This is a genomic window from Acrocarpospora macrocephala, assembly GCF_009687865.1.
GTDB lineage: Bacteria > Actinomycetota > Actinomycetes > Streptosporangiales > Streptosporangiaceae > Acrocarpospora > Acrocarpospora macrocephala.
Genome location: NZ_BLAE01000060.1, coordinates 18,155 through 34,002 on the forward strand (window position 1 = coordinate 18,155; position 15,848 = coordinate 34,002).

13 protein-coding genes are annotated in these 15,848 nt (G+C 69.4%); 1 reads left to right on the forward strand and 12 read right to left on the reverse strand.

The genetic code is table 11. The annotated features are described in order from the left end of the window. Positions 1-5: 5 nt before the first annotated feature. From Amac_RS40080 to Amac_RS40090, 3 genes are all read right to left on the reverse strand, one after another. Positions 6-716: a Clp protease N-terminal domain-containing protein gene (locus tag Amac_RS40080; protein WP_155359654.1), complete on the reverse strand. Its 711-nt coding sequence runs from the start codon at positions 714-716 to the stop codon at positions 6-8. Positions 717-923: 207 nt separating this feature from the next. Beyond that, positions 924-4,433 (reverse strand): hypothetical protein, encoded by a 3,510-nt coding sequence (locus Amac_RS40085; protein ID WP_155359655.1) that lies wholly within the window; start codon positions 4,431-4,433, stop codon positions 924-926. Then, positions 4,430-5,644 (reverse strand): NACHT domain-containing protein, encoded by a 1,215-nt coding sequence (locus Amac_RS40090; RefSeq protein ID WP_170322906.1) that lies wholly within the window; start codon positions 5,642-5,644, stop codon positions 4,430-4,432. The genes Amac_RS40085 and Amac_RS40090 overlap by 4 nt, the downstream gene beginning before the upstream one ends. Positions 5,645-5,723: 79 nt before the next feature. On the opposite strand from Amac_RS40090, the gene Amac_RS40095 reads away from it, so the two are divergent. Further along, positions 5,724-6,062, forward strand: coding sequence for a Het-E N-terminal domain-containing protein (locus tag Amac_RS40095; RefSeq protein WP_155359657.1), 339 nt, complete (start codon positions 5,724-5,726; stop codon positions 6,060-6,062). Here the strand turns inward: Amac_RS40095 and Amac_RS40100 are convergent. The 9 genes from Amac_RS40100 to Amac_RS40140 all read right to left on the reverse strand — a co-directional run bounded on the left by Amac_RS40100 (position 6,052) and on the right by Amac_RS40140 (position 15,790). Further along, positions 6,052-6,279 (reverse strand): hypothetical protein, encoded by a 228-nt coding sequence (locus tag Amac_RS40100; protein WP_155359658.1) that lies wholly within the window; start codon positions 6,277-6,279, stop codon positions 6,052-6,054. The two genes, Amac_RS40095 and Amac_RS40100, sit on opposite strands and share 11 nt — an antisense overlap. A gap of 241 nt (positions 6,280-6,520) precedes the next feature. After that, positions 6,521-6,721, reverse strand: a complete 201-nt coding sequence (locus Amac_RS40105) for a hypothetical protein (RefSeq protein ID WP_155359659.1) — start codon at positions 6,719-6,721, stop codon at positions 6,521-6,523. A gap of 146 nt (positions 6,722-6,867) precedes the next feature. Further along, the gene (locus tag Amac_RS40110) at positions 6,868-8,145 is read right to left on the reverse strand and encodes a TniQ family protein (protein ID WP_155359660.1); all 1,278 of its coding nucleotides are present in this window, start codon (positions 8,143-8,145) and stop codon (positions 6,868-6,870) included. A 25-nt stretch (positions 8,146-8,170) separates the two neighbouring features. Beyond that, on the reverse strand, positions 8,171-9,439 hold the full coding sequence (locus Amac_RS40115) for an ATP-binding protein (protein ID WP_155359661.1): 1,269 nt from the start codon (positions 9,437-9,439) through the stop codon (positions 8,171-8,173). Next, entirely contained in the window at positions 9,436-10,287 is an 852-nt protein-coding gene (locus Amac_RS40120) for a hypothetical protein (protein ID WP_155359662.1), read from the reverse strand. Before Amac_RS40120 ends, Amac_RS40115 begins: the two co-directional genes overlap by 4 nt. Beyond that, positions 10,284-11,126, reverse strand: coding sequence for a TnsA-like heteromeric transposase endonuclease subunit (locus Amac_RS40125; protein WP_155359663.1), 843 nt, complete (start codon positions 11,124-11,126; stop codon positions 10,284-10,286). The genes Amac_RS40120 and Amac_RS40125 overlap by 4 nt, the downstream gene beginning before the upstream one ends. Positions 11,127-11,346: 220 nt before the next feature. Next, positions 11,347-12,285 carry a hypothetical protein gene (locus Amac_RS40130; RefSeq protein WP_155359664.1) on the reverse strand — a complete coding sequence of 313 codons (939 nt, stop codon included), beginning with the start codon at positions 12,283-12,285 and terminating at the stop codon, positions 11,347-11,349. Then, positions 12,282-12,620: a PadR family transcriptional regulator gene (locus tag Amac_RS40135; RefSeq protein ID WP_155359665.1), complete on the reverse strand. Its 339-nt coding sequence runs from the start codon at positions 12,618-12,620 to the stop codon at positions 12,282-12,284. Before Amac_RS40135 ends, Amac_RS40130 begins: the two co-directional genes overlap by 4 nt. 59 nt (positions 12,621-12,679) lie before the next feature. Then, positions 12,680-15,790 carry an NACHT domain-containing protein gene (locus Amac_RS40140; protein ID WP_155359666.1) on the reverse strand — a complete coding sequence of 1,037 codons (3,111 nt, stop codon included), beginning with the start codon at positions 15,788-15,790 and terminating at the stop codon, positions 12,680-12,682. Between the last annotated feature and the right edge of the window lie 58 nt (positions 15,791-15,848).

Here is a 15,848-nt window from a genome sequence, read left to right on the forward strand (position 1 = left end):
CGGGGTTACGCGTCGCCGAGCAATCGTGTCATTTCCTGCTCGACGCGTTCCTTGGTCACCCCCAGCCGTGCGAACTCCGCCACGACCGGGCCGTCCCCGAGGGAGAGGAGACCCAGCAGCACGTGCTCGACGCCGACGTGGTCGTGGCCGAGTCGTAGCGCCTCAGCGTGCGTGAGCTCCAGTGCCTGCTTGCCCTGTGCCGCGAACGGGACGGGCCCAGTGGGCGCGGTCTCGCTTGGGGGTTCGAGCCGGCTGGTGATCGATTCTCGGACAACGTCCAGCGGGACTCCAAGAGCCTCGATGGCCTTGGCCGCCGATGTCTCCGGCTGATGCAGGAGCGCGAGGGTGATGTGCTCGGGGCCGATGTGATCATGCCGTGCCCGCTGGGCCTCCTGTTGAGCCTGCACCACCGCGGCGCGCGCCTCATCGGTATAGCGGGCGAAGGTCCGGAGGTCCGCCTCGGCATTGTCGGGGGGCACTCTGCGAACGAACCTTTTCTGGGCGGCCTGTTTGGTGACGCCCAAGCTCTGGCCGATCTCGCTCCATGTGGCGCCTGAGACCCTGGCCAAGGCCACGAAGTGACCGACCAGGAGATCGGCTTGCTCACCGAGATGCTCGCCGACGACCACGGCCTCCGTGAGGTAATCCAGGGCGTCCCCATCGGGACGACGGTCCTTGATGACGGAGATGAGATCGTCCAACCGAGGTATATCCATGCGTCAACTGTAGGTTGACGAGAACGTGCCGTCAACCGCAAGTTGACGATCTGAGACTGCCAGAGATAGTTGTCACTTCCCATCGATAACTGTCACCAAGATCGGTAGCGTAGCCCGCTCCTGCGGGGCTGGACAGTGACATCCTCGTGAGTCCGGCCTGTTCCGACCCTTGCTCGTGGGTGGGTCCCGAAGGCTTCCGAGCAGGACCTAGTACGGCAGTTCGCTGCCCGACCACAGGCGGAGGCTGCTCCAGGCGACGTTCAGCGCCGCCGTCGCCGTCATGATCCCGAAGACGGCGAACACGTTCACCCCGGACAGGGGCGGGATCCAGTGCCGGACCAGCCCGTCGGCCAGGCACCAGGCGCCCGGTGTCAGCGACAGGAGACGGAGCGCTCCCAGGACCGGGACCGCCTGGCGGGGCAGCGGGGTGTCGCCCTGAGGATGCAGCCGGACGGCCAGCGCGATCTGGGCGAATTTGATGGGCGCGGTGATGGCGATGCCGAGCGTCGTCCCGAGAAAGGGAAACCAGTTCAGTGACGACTGCCGGACGCTCCGGGCCGGCCGCAGCGCGGCCGCCGCCCCGATCAAGGCGACCCCGGCGGTGATCCAGAACGGCCCGCGTTCTCCGCCGCCGAGGTAGGCCACCAGGCCGACGGCCACCCAGGTCAGTGCCAGGCTCACCGGATAGAAGAACGCCGTGATCAGCACGCGCTCCAGGATGTGCGCGGCGACATCCCGGCGGGAGGCGCGCACGGGGGCAGGCCGCTCCTCGGTCCGGAAGGTGCGCAGGTCGTGGATCCGCGCCCAGATCCGGCCCGGCAGGCCAGGGTCGAGGGCCTGCGCCGCCGGGGCGGCGGCCATCAGGTAGGACGTCAGCCGCCCCGGCACCGAGGATGCGCCGGTGCCGACGGCGGCTACGGCGCCCCTGGCGATTAGCCCGACCGGGTCGTCCCCGGCTCTGGCCAGACCCGCCAGCAGCTCGGGCCGATCCACACGCAGCCGGTGTGCGTACCGGTCGGCGTCCGCCAGGACGTCTCCGGCGGCCTCGCGGGGCAGCGCGAGCCCGAGGTCGATCAACGCGGCCACGGTGTCCGGATCGGCCGCCCCCTGTTCTGCGACCAGCTCCCGCAGCGCCTGGACCTGTGCGGCGTCCAGGCCGGAGGCGGTCCAGACGCAGGCGGCCACCAGTTCCGCCAGCGCCCCGGGGGCCGCCGCCAACTCGGGCGAGCGGATGAGGGCGAGCGCGGCGTCGACGGCGTCGGGGGAGCCCATGCGGATCAGCGCGGTGAACGCCCGGAACCGGCCCTGCGGACCGCCCTCGCGATCCAGCATCCCGCCCGCGTGCACGACCGCCGCGACATCCCCGAGGTCTTCCAGCGTGGCCGGATCATGAGCCCTGCCGTCGTAGGCGGCGAGCGTCGCCTGGGACAGCAGGGCGCGGGCGTCGTCCGGCAGCCGCAGCGGGCGGCGGCCGAGCGGCGGGTCGGCTTCGAGATCGTTCAGATCGTGCACCGCGTCCGCGAGGGCGTCCCTCATCAGCTCGGGCCGGCCGAGACCGGACATGGTGTGCAGCACCCGGGCCAGGATCGCCGTCTCCCCGAGTCCCACGGCCGGCCGGATCATCGCCGCGAGCAGCGGCATGACCTGTTTGGGCGGGTTGAGGTAGGAGTCGAGCCCGGCGATGGTCCGCAGCGCCCGGCGCAGCGCGCGCCGGCCGTCCGAGGGCGAGCCCAGGACGCGGTGGGTGTCGGCGAGAGCGGCCCAGGTCCGCAGGTCGTCGGCGGCGTTGATGTGGCCTTCGCGCCGTCGCGAGTACCGCAGTCCGTCGCGTAGCCCACGCCGCGAGTCCCTCCGGGAGCCCCACGTGCGGCGCATGCCGTGGGTGTCGGCGAGGGCGATCCCGTAGCGGAGGGCTCCGCCCAGGGCGCGGAAGACGCCGCCCCTGCGGGGACGTCCGCGCCCGATCTCCGCGACGAGCTTCCTGGCCGCCTCGGCGTCACCGGCGCGGGCCAGCTGGTAGGCCAGCTCTGCCTTGGCCGGATCGTGCCGGTGGCCGGCCGGCGTCCGGGCGGCGATCAGCCGCAGCCCGGTCACGTCTCCGGCGGAGGCGCGGGCGGGCGCCAGCCGGCGGACCAGGGCGGCGTAGTCGAGCGTGCCGTCCGGGGCGGTGTCCAGGGCGGTGTCCACGGCGCGGGCCCAGTCGAGCCGGGCCGTGTCGACGATCCTGGTGATCGTCTTCGAGGTCTCCCCGGGCGCTGCCCGCAGATCGGCGGCCAGGGCTAGCAGCACCTCCACGACCCCGCCGTGACCCGCGCGCAGCCGGGCGGTCAGGGTGATGGCCTCGGCGAAGCGCCGGTCCGCGTCCTGGCCCGTGTGGTGCAACGCGGTCGCGAGCCGGGCGGCGGCGTAGCAGCGGGTGAGCAGGCCGCGCTCCTGCTCCTCCTGGAGGATCGCGGGTTCAAGCGGCTCCCGCTGGTTCAGCGCGTCCAGCCGGGTCGCGCCCAGGCGGGTGTGGTCGACCTGCCGCTGCTCCTCGTCGCAGAGCCGGTCCAGCTCCCGGTCGGCCTTGGCGGCCAGCCGCCGGACCCCGTCGGCTTCGGGCCGCACGAGCGCGTCGGCCCAGGCGAGGATGGCGGCCTCGTCCGCCCGGAGCCGCATGTCCGGCAGCAGGCCGGCCCGGTGGACGCGGGTGAAGTGGTCGGAGTCCCAGGTGGTCGGATCGTCGAAGTCGCGCTCGCGCAGCAGCAGGTCCAAGCCCCGGTCGACGTTACGGTGCCCGCTGCCCAGCCCCGCGGCCAGGTCGAGCGCCGTGCGGGCCCGTTCCGGTTCGCCCCCCTCGGCCGCGCCGACCGCGACCACGGCCAGCGAGATCAGGGTGCGACCGTATCGGGAGAACGGCGGGCGCTGGTCCTGGCTCGCGATCTGGCCGATCATCATGTCGAGCGTGTCGCCTCGGCCGCTCGCGGCCAAGGCCCGCGCCAGCGCCCGCAGCGGCTCGACCAGGGCGTGGTCGTTGTCGTCGAGTTCGTAGTCGACGCTGTAGAGCGCAGTCAGGGCCGCGTCCAGACGCGGGTGCGGTTCGGGATCGGCCGAAGCCAGGTCGGTGTACGCCTCGGTGACCAGCAGCCACGAGGACGCGCCCTGTGCCGAGGTGGCCGACAGCCGGGCGTGCGCCTGCCCGGCCAGGTCCCCGGCCGGGAGGCCGAGCTCGGTGAGCCCCCGGGCGGCCGCCGCGAGCAGTCGTCCCGCCTGGGCGTCGTCGGCGAGCGTGGCGGCCGTCGTCGCGGACCGGTGCCACAACTCGGCGGCCTGTCCCGGCTCCTGGCCTCGCGCGACCGCCTGGAAGGCTCTGGCCTGCTCGTACCGGCCGGTGATCATGGCCACGGAGGCGAGCGCCTGGCTTCCCCTGCCGTCGGCCGTGAGCGCGGTCAGGGCCTGGGGCGGCAGCTCGGTGACGATGGCGTTCAGTGTGGCGGCCAGGACGCACAGCCGGAGGAACGCGGGCAGTTCGCCGGGCCCTTCGGGGCGGTGCGCCAGCGCCAGAGAGACGTCGCGGGACAGTGACTGGTAGGCGTCGAGGCCGAAGTGCTCGCGCTTGCGATCCAGCCAGAGCGGGGTGATCAGCCCCCGGAGCTTGGCGATCTCGCCGCTGGCGGCGTGGTGTTCGGCCAGGTGCTCCAGGGCGTAACGGATCTGTTCCTGGTCGGGGGTCGTCACGGCGGGCTCTCACCGAACAGCAACTGCTCCAGATGGTTGGCGATCTTCCGGTTGGTGCCCGCCAGGTCGATGTCGCCGATCTCGTCCTTGGCTTGAAGGAAGTCGCGGAAGCTCGCGTGGTAGATGCGGTGCCGTCCGCCCTCCACGTGGACGAACTCCCGCCAGACCCGCAGCGCCTCCACCACCCGGCTGAGGGGCAGCCGCGTCCAGGCCGCCAGTTGCGCGGGGCTGACCGGTTCACGCGCCGCGGCCAGGTAGACGATCACCGGCTGGCGGTAAGTGAGCCAGGTCTCGAAGTCGGCACCGCGCATCAGCCGCCAGTGGCTTTCGTAGTAGGCCTGGAGCCCCTGCGGCAGATCGCCCAGACCGCCGGCCCCCAGCCGGCCCTCCTCGATCGCGGGCAGCACGTGGTGCAGATACATGAAGTTGCCCTCGGCCTTGCCGAGCAGTGTCGTCACGAACAGGGCCGGAGCGATGCCCTGGGCGGCGAGCAGGTCGCGCATCCTGGGCCGGGCCGCGAAGATCTCCAAGTACTCGGTGACGTCGGCCAGGTTGGCCGCCGCTCCGGCGTCCAGCAGGAAGAACTCCCGGGACTCGACCTGTAATCGCAGGTCGGCGTGGTCGCGCGGGCGGGTCGACACGACGAGGAACACGCCGTCGGGCAGCCTTGGCGGCAGGTAGAGCAGGTTCTCGCGTGGGTCTCCGGCGTGTGACACCTCGTCGAGGGCGTCCAGCACCACCACGACCGGCTCCGGCCGGGACCGCGCGGCCTCGGCCAGCAGCCCGCTGAGGAACACCCCGTCCCTGGACGCCTCCACCGGCAGCAACGGCGGCCGGTCCAGTTGGTACGCCGCGATGATCTGGGCGCTGACGTTCTCCAGGAACTGCTCGGGGCGGTTCACCCCGAGCGCGGCGACCACGAAGTGGTGCGGATAGCCGCGTTCGGCGACCACATGGGCGAGCAGGGACGTCTTGCCGACCCCGGGCACACCCTCGATGATGAAGTATCCCGACGAGCGGGCCGCGACGAACCGGTCGATGGCGTCGACCGCGAACCGTCGGCCGACGAACCCGGTGGTCTTGTCGGCGATCAGGTCGGTGAAACTGATCAGTTTGCGGGCCAGCGGCGCGTAGGCCTCGCCGTGGAAATGCTGGTAAATGGTGTTGTCGTCGCCGATCACCACGCCACGGGAATCCGTGATCCAGTTCACATCCCGATTATCACTGCTCCGGTACGAATTGTGCTGCGACAATGACGGCGATTCACCCCGACTCCGGCGGAGGTCACCCATGGACCCGGTCACCCTGATCCTTGAGGCTCTCGCGGCGGGGGCGGCGGCCGGTGTCACCGCCGGTGTCACCGACGCCTACACCGGTCTGAAGAACCTGCTGGTCCGGCGCTTCGGCGACGATCCCGCCCTGGAGGACGCCGGCCAGGACCCGGATCTCCTGCGTGAACTGCTCGGCGGCCTCGGCGATGACCCGGAGGTCCTGCGGGCCGCTTCGGCCGTGCTCGAATCGGCCGACCCGCAGGGTGCCGCCGCCGGCAAATACACGGTCACCGTGTACGGCAGCAAGGGCGTTACCATCGGCGACCACAACCAGATCACTCAGCACTTCACTGAATGAACTCCCCGATGGTGCCGGCTGGCCGGTGACGAGGTGACCGAACGCCCGAAAGTAGCCGTACATCGTCCTTCGGCACGTTCGCACGGATCCGCCGGGCCGTCTCTGGTCCTTTGATGAACGCGTCGCGGTCGCCTGCGATGACCAGCATCGGCATGGTCATACCGGCCAGTCCGGTGTCGGAGTAGATCGGCAGGGCGCATGCTTCATGCGCCTGCATGCCCCAGCCTTTCCCGTTTCGGTCATTCACCAGCCTTAGGCAGCACGACCTCCACCGGCCGGGATCGGATCTCCTGGATCAGTTTCCCGAGGAGTTTCCTGCAGGGAGCTAGGAGTCTGCTCTGGCCTGTTCCAGTCAACCGCGCTGCTTCGATATCCGTCTATCTGATAGCGCCCAGGTCAGTGTGGGGTGTCACTATCAAGTACCGCTGCGCCAGACATCGGTTGCTAGATGGCTGGCTCTAGGGCGCCCGCCGGTAGCTGCGCGTGACGAAAAGTTGCTGGCGGGCGTATTGCTGGTGGAGGGCGGACAGGCCGACCGCTGCGCCGAGTTCGGCCCAGCTCACGGGCTTGGGGAGACTTCTGGCGACGGTGAGTGCTTCGTATTCGTCCCTGTCGAGTTGGTGGAGGATCTGGCGGGTTCGCTCGATGGTCAGCGTCACGAGCGCGATCGCGGCATCCGGCGTTGGATTCGGGTCAGAGCGGACTGCGGCCAAGGCGTCCTCGAGCGGGAGGAGTTCCCCACGTTCTCGCCATGCCAAAGCGGCGGGTCCCGAAGCGTAGTAGTCGGTAAGCAACTCCAGCCCGGTCAGTGCCGGTGTGGTCGATCTGGTGGATTTAGGAGGCGGCGAGGGGTTGAGGTTGCGCGGAGGTAGGCGTCTGAGGGCTTCTGCGAGGGCGGGAGATCGCCGGGAACTGGTGCGGATGGCCTCGGCCGTCTGCTGGTCGTGCTTGGCGCGGGCGATGAGGTCGTGGAACGTGTCGCGTGCGCTTTCTGGTGAAGGCTTGTTGAGAAGCTTGCGCGTGATGCAGAGCAGGGCGGCGCGGGCGAGAGAGTTGGCCGGTGAAGCGGCCCAGGGGGAGCGGAAGCCTTGCCTGATGGGGGTGGTGGAGGCGTCTTGATGCCGCAGGCGCAGCTCGACTTCGCGTCGATCGCCGCGGCGAGCGTGGAGGATGGGCAGAGTCGGCGGGTTGCTGGCCAGGAGAGCAACACCAGGCTGGCCGTGAGGGCGGTGTCGGTGAAGTACTGGAACGGATCGACGGCCCTGCCCAAGACCGTGGGTTGTGGTGCCAGGGGTCCTTCGGGTTGGACGTAGCCAAGCAGCTCTGTCTGAAGCTTGAGGAGGCGGCGCAGGTCGGAAGCGTCCAGCGGGGTGTCGGCGTATGCGGTGGTGTCGGTGAGCATCGCTCCGCAGGCCTGTTTGCGTGGCCTGAGCGCGTCGGGGATCTTCTCCAGGGTGATTCCGACGGTGGCGCGGCATTGCAGAGGATGCAGGCCGGGATCGGTTGCCCGGTCGATCGCGCAGGGCGGGGATTGCGAGTTGGTGGTGCGCAGGCAGGAGCCGCAGCGGTCGGATAGGAGTGTCATGTGCGCCGGGCAGATGAAAACTGTGGGCAGATGCCAGTGTTTGCGCCAAGGGCCGCCGAGTTCGGTCTGGATGGGGCTGCCGTCACCGGTCAGGCATTGAGGGCACCAGCGGCTGGCGGCGGTGAAGACCCAGGGAATCTCGAAGGCGGGGCGGCGGTCATCGGGGGATCTGGTGCCTCGCCGGTCGGCATGCCGGTGGGGTTGTAGGGCGGTGAAGGACGCCATCTGCAGGTTCTCGGCTTCTTGCCCGGTGAGGCGAGTGCTGTGGGCGAAGGCGCGGAGGGTGGAGGCGTCGTCGAAGGAGGCGAGCCGGCGGCTGGGGATGTGGTGGGGTATGTGGGCCGGAAGACCGAGTCGCTTGACGGGAGGAACGAGGCCGGTCAGGACGGCTAGCTGGGAGGGGGCGATCTCCAGCCGGTAGGAGAGCCGCAGGAGATAACCGCGAAGCGATTCATCGGGCAGCGGGTCCAGGCTCCGGGGCAGAGGAAGGGTGTCCATGTCCGTTCCGTGGTCGGTTCTGTGGTCAGCTCGCTGAGGGCCTGCTGGCCGGTCCCCGGTCGTCAAAGACCGTGTTGCGGCCGCGTTTGGCGGGGGGCGAGGTTGCCGGAGGGGCAGGAATTTCGGGGATCTCCCCGGCTTCAGGGTCGCGTCCGGAGACGTCGCGCAACTCGATGGCAATGCCATCCAGGAGGCTGACGGTGAGTTTCTCTGTGCCGCTGTCGATCGCGGCCGCGCAGCCGTCTTCGATGAGCCGTTCCAGCAGGCCGACGACTCCCTGGGTGCGGCGGAACAGGTATTCCGGCATGTCGCCGGTGGTCAGCATGCCCGGTTCGGCACGGAACAGCCGCAGGCAGTCCTCCATGCCGGCCAGGTGGTGGGCCCAGGTCGCGATACCGGCCGGAGTGTCGTAGCGGAAGGGGTTGAGGTCGATCAGATCGAAGCGCCGGTCGGTCTGCGTCCCGGCCTCGTCGTTGAAGTAGCTCTTGCCGCCCTTGCGGGGTGGGAAGTGCCATTGGCCGGATGCCGGGTCGTGGTGTCCACCGGTCAGCAGGCCTGATTTTCGGATGCCGACTCCCACGAGGATGAGCGTGACGTTCATGCTCATCAGCCCGCGCATCAGGTCGAGGGCGTCCTGGTCGGCTTCGCGGTGCATCTTCAGCCGGGTCACATCGTCCAGGATCAGTACGCGGGTGCCATGGTCACGCAGCGATGCGCGGACCAGTCGGCAGAGCTGGGGCAGGGTCGCGCCCCGGGGGATCGGTGCGCCGAAGAAGTCGAGGATGGCTTCGCAGACGCTCTTCGGCTTGGCGGTCACGGGTGTCTGGACGTAGGCGACCGGGGCGTGCAGATCCCTGGTTCCCGCGACGGCGTCAGGGTTGAGCTGCTGGTGCAGATCACGCAGGAAGTCCTCGAAGGCGGCCGCGCTGTCGCAGACCGTTTCCGTCTTCCCCTGGAAACCGCCCCCGGAGATCATCAGACCGGACTGCGTGGTCGCCTTGGTCTTCAGCAGGTTGTTCTGGATCCGGAACCGCATCAGCCGGTCGACGGCCGCGCTCATCGGGGTCTCCAGCAACGGCAGGTTGACGTGCGTGGCGGTGCGGTGCAGGTCATGCAGCGCTTTGCGGCGCGGGCCCAGCCGGCGGTAGTCCGCCAGCGTCAGCCGCGGTGCCGGGAGGAAGGATGCCCGGCTGAGCCGATAATGCTGCCAGCCCGCGAGGGTCTCGCGGTCCGGTGGCGGTGCCGGGAGCACGAACGGACTGACAACATCTCCGGGAGGCTCAGGCTGAGTCATGTCCGCTGTCCTCCGGGCTCTCTGCCGTGTCCACGGCAGGCAACAGGAACAGGTTGCCGCGGCCGGTAGCTGTCTCCCAGGCGGGGAGGCAGGCTGGACTGCTGAGGAACCGCCGCTTCACGTCGGCGCCTCCGTTCGGCATCAACCGCCCTAACCGCCAGTGCGGGGCGCTGCGTCATGGGCAGGACCAGCTGGCGCAGCAGCACCTCGCGCGAGGCCATGCTCATCCGCGAGCGTCGTAACGACTCCTGCCGAACCTCATAGATCGCTTCCAGGACCAGGTCGGTGACGCTGGGATGGCCGCCTCCCGGCCGGAGCCACCGGCCGTCCGCGCAGCCCAACGCGCCAAAACGTCGCTTGCGGACCTCCCACCTGATCAACGTCCGGTAGCCGACCTTGTCCAGTGCCAGCAACCGGGCGTGCTCACGGTCGAGCATGCGCAGTTCGGCGACCTTCGCGTGGCGCCTCTGGGTGAGCGTGGTGATCGCCGGGTCGTAGGCCGCCTTCGGCTCGCCCGGGCCGGGCCGTGTGGGGGCGCCGCCGCGGAAGCCGGTGGCGACTTCCAGCAGGTGCGCCATCCGTAAGGCGACCAGGTCCTGCTGATGGGGTGTCAGATCGTCGAGCACGGCTGGCTGACGGCTGCCCTTGGCCGGCGATCCCGCGGCCTGCGGTTCCATTCCGAAGCCTGCGTGAGTGATCAAATACCGGATGTTCATGCGCTCCCGCAGCCCGTTCTCGCTGGTCAGCACTACCCGGCTGTGCTGAGGTTCGAGTCGATCGACCACCCAGCGCATGCCATGCATCTCCAGGTCCGAGCCGACCGCAAGGTTCAGTAATCCCGCACTCATCGCCCGTCCTCCTCGCCGGGGTAAATGATCGAGTCGTCGGTGAGCGGGCGAGCCAGGTCAACGCCTGCCCGCCGCCACCACAACAGGTGCAGCAGCTGCGCGCGAGCGACCGCCGGGGCGATCGTGCCGGACACCAGCGTGCCGAAGGAGCAGGGCCCGGATCGCGTCCTGTCCAGGATGAGCGGCCGCAGCTCCAATGGATCAGACGACGACCGGCGCTGGGAGGAGATGCCGTCCAGCGTCGTCATCACCTGCTGCCGCCAGCCAGCCACCACCAGATACCGCCACCCGCAGGCCAGCGCGACCTCCGCCGTGGCGGCGAACTTCACCCGGTCCTCCGCGCCGATCCGGCCCTGAGGGCGGACATCGATCAGCCAGGTCCCCGTAGTAGTGATCACCAGGACATCGGGGGCATGCTTCACAGCGCCGTCTGGCGTGACGAAGTGCAGCCAAAACGGCTGACACAACAGCGTGGCGATCCCGCCCAGGAAGTCCAGTGCGAGCAGGAGCTTGGCTTCCTGCAGACTCTCAAATCCCACCTGCAGCCCCGTACTGACCATGAAGGCCAGCCCGGGCCTATGTCTTTGCCCCGTCCGCCATGTGAACCGGCGCACCGGCTCAGCCCGATGCACCTCGAACGAGGGGATGTCACGGACGGGACAGACCACTTCCGCGCTGTTGACCCGCCACGACGTCGTCCATCTCCGAGACCAGTCCGGGCTCATGGTCCAGCCGAGCTCGCTCCAGGACACCGCTCCCGGATTTCCGACGATCAGGTCCAGTAGGCCACAGCGGTGCGAGAGAACCTCGCTTGTGTCAGACCGTCCCAGCGGTACCATCGCACCACCGTAGAAATCACGAAACGTTCGGATCTATATACACAGAGTGACAGTTGTGTCCTAGCAGAATGATCACGGTGACAACAACCGCAAGCGACCCCGCCCAGGTGACAATCACGCCTGGGAACAAGTGACAAATACCGCTGGGCAAGAGGTGCCGAGGACCTCGACGCGGCAGGCACTCAGTGACAGTTATCGCTGGGGGTCACACGATCGCACCTCAGCCTGGCACGGGTGTCTGGGGGACCGGCTTTCCGCGTCGGGCCAGCACGAACATGATGACGGCCGGGATGAGCAGGCCGAGCGAGCCGAACAGCCAGGAGCCGGTCATCCAGAGGACCAGCAGGTCGTAGCCGGTCATGAGCAGCACCGGGACGGCGGCCAGCACGATCGTGCGTCGACCGGTCGCGGTGCGGGCGGCCTGGCCCGCGAGGACCGCCAGCACGGTGAGCGGCAACATGAACAGGATGGCCTCCGTCTCGTAGCCCAGGGAACCGATCGTCTCGTAGAACCAGTTCTCGAACTGGTAGAGCTGCGGCAGCCCCGCGCCGACCAGCAGCGCCGACCAGCCGAGCACTTTCCGGTACGGCACGACCGGCCGGTCCGGGCGCAGCGTCACCAGCACCGCGACCAGCACGACCGGCGCGAACTGGAGAACGACGGGTAACGGCTGGCTGGAACTGAACGAGTACATGTCAGAGAAATCGAGAGGCAACACCTGCGGCAGCGACCAGGCCAGATAGCCGGCCGCCCAGGCCCAGGCCGCCCCCGCCGCCAGCCAGCGCGGCGCGCGCAGAATCAGCACGGCCACCAGCGCCAGCGCTAAACCGAACGCGGTCGCGGGCGCCCAGAAATACCCGTTCCAGAACAAGAACAGGGACTGAGGGACCAGCTCGCAGGCCAGCACCAGCGTCGCGACCAGCCCCGCCAGCGCGAACGCGCTCCGCCAGGACGGGCCCGACTCCGGGCCGAAGGCGTGCCGGAGCCGGATCCGCGCCGCTCCCCGGATCAGGTCGGCCGATTCCGCGACCTTCGGACGGGTGCGCCCCGGCTCCGCACCCGCCATCAGGACCCCGAGCATCTCCTCCTCGTGCACCGCGCGATGCGCCTGCGGATACCACCGCAGCAGCCGCCGGTACCGGGCTTCCAGATCGGTCATGGCATCCCCCAGGCCGTGCTGAAACGCTGCCGCAGCCGGGTGGTGGCGGCGTTGGCGTGCCGGGTGATCCGGTCCACCTCCTCGGCCAGGCGGGTCGCGCCTTCGCCGGTGAGCCGGTAGTAGCGGCGCACCCGGCCGTCGACGATCTCTTCGCGATCGGCCTCGATCAGTCCTTCGGCGCGAAGCCGGTCGAGAGCGGCGTACAGGGTCCCCGCCCTCAGCACCACTCGCCCCTCGGAGATCTCGGCCACGTCGGTGATCACGCCGTAGCCGTGCTGCGGCCCCGCCGCGAGCGCGGTCAGGATCAGGAACGTCGGCTCCTGCATCTGTCTCATGTCATCTATATATACCGCTCATCGGTACATAGTGCGGGCTTTACCCGCTGATCTGACGGTCACGCCTCCTCTTCCGGAGCCGGAAGCAGATGTGGCGCGCACTTCCCCAAAATGCGCTGGAACGGATTCTGGAACCGCCGGGTCTTCGACGACACGGCCTTGCCTAGGAGCAACGCCAAGCCTGCCGAGGCCACGACGACGACCCAGCCTGCCCAGGTCCCGATCGACGGCTCCAGCCACGCGACGGTGGTGACCGCGCCATAGATGAGGAACCCGGACGCGACGATAAAGCCCCCGAATAGCATGGTGAACCCGCTCACCCCGCCAAGGAGATCGTTGGACAGCTTGCCCATGTCCTCCAACACGACGATCACTACGCTGGCGATCACGACGACGGTGGCCACCGCAACGATCCAGGCGATCCATGCCGGACCAAACGTCCACGATCCGGTGATTGTGCCCCACAGCCTCACGGATCCCGCTATCGCAAAACACCACGCCAGCAGCCCCCACACGATGGTTCGGATCAGCCGCAGCACGCGTGGCTCCGGTGTGCGCTCCGCCAGCGCCTCCCAGTCCTGCCGGCTGCAGCGCCTGGCTCCGAAGCTGGCCACCAGTATGAGCCCGACGCGCCAGTCGAGGGCGCGGATTATTTGCCTGCTGGCTCCGCCCTCTACGGTTTTGTCGATGACCCGGTCCGCCAAGGCCTGAGCGGCGACCTGCACACGCGGTTCAACGGTCCCTGAAAGTGCCGCCAGCCCCACGTTCTCAAGCATCGCGTAGCTCTCCTGGGGAGAGCCCCGAACATGCGCCAGGACGGAGACGCCGGGAACGTGCTCGCGTAGCTCGTCCATCCGCTTTTTCGTGATGGCATCCATCGACCACACCACCCGCTCACCACCACGGGACCCCAGCCTGGCGGCGTGCAACGGCAATGCGATCAACGGAGTCACCGGAGGCAGCGGGCCGAGGGCGTCCGCCCTGATGCCCTCGCTGATAAGCCAGGCGACCCTGCCCACGACCGACGACAGACGCGGCGACCACTCCCGCCGGTAGGGCTTGACGACCCACTCCAGGCGCTCACCGGGCACGACCTCATCGCGACGGTCCTTGTCCAGCACGGCCCGTACGTCGTCGCTGTTCAGCAGCACCGCCAGCCACCATGCGGCCGACAGGCGCGCGGACTCCGGCGCGGGGGAATCCGGCGCGAGCAGGGGCACCAGCGCCTCGGCGGCGGCCGGGGTGCCGATCAGGCCGATGTCGTCGATCGCCCAGAGCAGACCCCGGTGCGCGGCCTTTCGCAGCGGGGGGATCGCCAGCTCTCCCATCGAGCGCAGCTCAGCGCGGGCGAACGGGTCCAACGACGCCTGCTCGGTCAGCGCGGCCCCGGCCTCGGAATGGCCGGAGGCGGCGAGCACGCGGATCGCCTGGCGCCAGGGCTCGCCGATGGCGGGCGCGGGAACCGGCAGGCGATCCGCAGGCTCGCCGACGGCGCCTGGATGCGCCTGGCCGACCATGCGCAGGAGCGTGTCCAGCACCGTCCTACCGCGCGGGCCGCCGACGCCCGCGAGCGCGCCCAGTGCGCGGACGGTCGAGTCCGCCAGCACGACGCCTGAGGTCAGCTGGCCGAGGAAGTGGCCGATGACCTCGTCGGCGAACGCGCTCTCGACCCGAGTGGCCTCGGCCAGGCAGCGCACGACCAGCACGCGTCCCTCGTCGCTCTCGCCGGTGTAGATCGCCCGCAGCAGCGGCGCCGAGTCGTCGGCTACCAGGCCACACCACAGCCGGACGACCTCACGCCACGTCTCGGGATGACGCCGATAATGCTGGAGTAGTTCCTCCCAGTTCTTCCCCAGCTCCAGCGCCGCCAGGTATTCCTGCAACGTCAGGTGCCGGAAGCCGTAGAGCTCCTCGGCCCCCTCCAGGCGGATCAGCAACCGGCTGCGCTCGACGATCTCGCGGATCACCTCGTCGGCCTCCGCGCGGTCGAGGTTGAAGTCGTCGCCCTCGGCCCGGATGACCGCCAGCAGATCCCGGCGGGTGATGGCCCTGCGGTCGCCGCGGCCGTCGGCCTCCTGCCTGCTCATCAGCATCAGCGCGACCTTGCGCAGGATCGCCAGCTTGATGGCGGGACCGTGCCGGGTGACCTGGCCGAGGCCCCGGGCCTCGTCGCGGCGGAGCAGGTACGCGACGGCCTTCTCGTAGAACTCCGAGCGTGAGCGCGGCATCCGCTCGCCCCGTTCGCCGAACACGCCCTCCAGGTGCAGGTACGCGATCATCGTGAGCAGCATCGGGCTCCGCGCCAGGCTCAGCACGGGGCGGTTGGCCTGGAGCGCGCCGAACAGCGACTCCATCCGCTCGTCGTCCTTGAGCAGGTGCCGCAGCAGCAGGCGCAGCGCCGCGTCATCGAGGTCGGCGACCTTCATCGGCGGGCCGAACTCGGCGGCCAGCTCGCCGTCGTAGACCTCGTCGCGGCAGGTCACGACCATCGGGCAACTGTGGTGCCGCTGGGCCAGGTCCTTCAGCTCGGCCAGCGCCGCGGCGTAGCGGTCGCGCAGCACCTCGTCCAGGCCGTCGAAGTACAGGCGCAACCGGCCCTCCCCGAGGGCGGCGTCGAGCTGCTTGAGCGTGAACTGCCACTTGCCATGGCTCAGCGCCCGGGCGACCAAGTCCTTCAGCGTCGCGCCGCTGGTGCCGTACAGGTGCAGGTCGACGAGCACGGGGACGGACGGGTCGCGGCGCGGGTCCCTGGTCCACTCCAGCATCAGGTGTTTGAGCAGCATCGACTTCCCGGCGCCCGGTTCGCCGACGACCACGGCGCGGTCCGCTTTGCGCAGCCGCTCCTCGACGTCGAGTCGCTCGCCGTCGGATTCATACCGTACGGGGATGTAGACCTCCTCGACGGCGATCGGGGCGTCGTCGCGGCGGAAGCCCATCGTGTGGGTGCCGTAGTTCTTGCGGACAGCGGCGACATACAGCTTCAGCGCGCGGCGCTTGAGCAGGTTGTGCTCGGGCCCGGCCTGCAGGCGGTCCAGCAAGCGCTTGCCGAGCTCCTCGACGATGCCGCCGGTGAACTTGTCGGCGATCCACAGCAATACGAACAGCGCGAGCAGCGCGCCGCCATAGGGCAGCAGTGAGCTGACGGATTCCGCCGGCACAGTGGTCCCCATTCGATCAGAACGGTCGATCCCCCGATGCCCGGGATTATCCCATCGTCGGGCTGCCGCG

Excerpts from the sequence above, each read along its gene's own strand:
- Amac_RS40135 (WP_155359665.1), bottom strand. The coding sequence starts at position 12,620 with ATGAGACAGATGCAGGAGCCGACGTTCCTGATCCTGACCGCGCTCGCG.
- Amac_RS40115 (WP_155359661.1), bottom strand. The coding sequence starts at position 9,439 with ATGACTCAGCCTGAGCCTCCCGGAGATGTTGTCAGTCCGTTCGTGCTC.
- Amac_RS40120 (WP_155359662.1), bottom strand. The coding sequence starts at position 10,287 with ATGAGTGCGGGATTACTGAACCTTGCGGTCGGCTCGGACCTGGAGATG.
- Amac_RS40100 (WP_155359658.1), bottom strand. The coding sequence starts at position 6,279 with ATGCAGGCGCATGAAGCATGCGCCCTGCCGATCTACTCCGACACCGGA.
- Amac_RS40080 (WP_155359654.1), bottom strand. The coding sequence starts at position 716 with ATGGATATACCTCGGTTGGACGATCTCATCTCCGTCATCAAGGACCGT.
- Amac_RS40140 (WP_155359666.1), bottom strand. The coding sequence starts at position 15,790 with ATGGGGACCACTGTGCCGGCGGAATCCGTCAGCTCACTGCTGCCCTAT.
- Amac_RS40110 (WP_155359660.1), bottom strand. The coding sequence starts at position 8,145 with ATGGACACCCTTCCTCTGCCCCGGAGCCTGGACCCGCTGCCCGATGAA.
- Amac_RS40125 (WP_155359663.1), bottom strand. The coding sequence starts at position 11,126 with ATGGTACCGCTGGGACGGTCTGACACAAGCGAGGTTCTCTCGCACCGC.
- Amac_RS40095 (WP_155359657.1), top strand. The coding sequence starts at position 5,724 with ATGGACCCGGTCACCCTGATCCTTGAGGCTCTCGCGGCGGGGGCGGCG.
- Amac_RS40130 (WP_155359664.1), bottom strand. The coding sequence starts at position 12,285 with ATGACCGATCTGGAAGCCCGGTACCGGCGGCTGCTGCGGTGGTATCCG.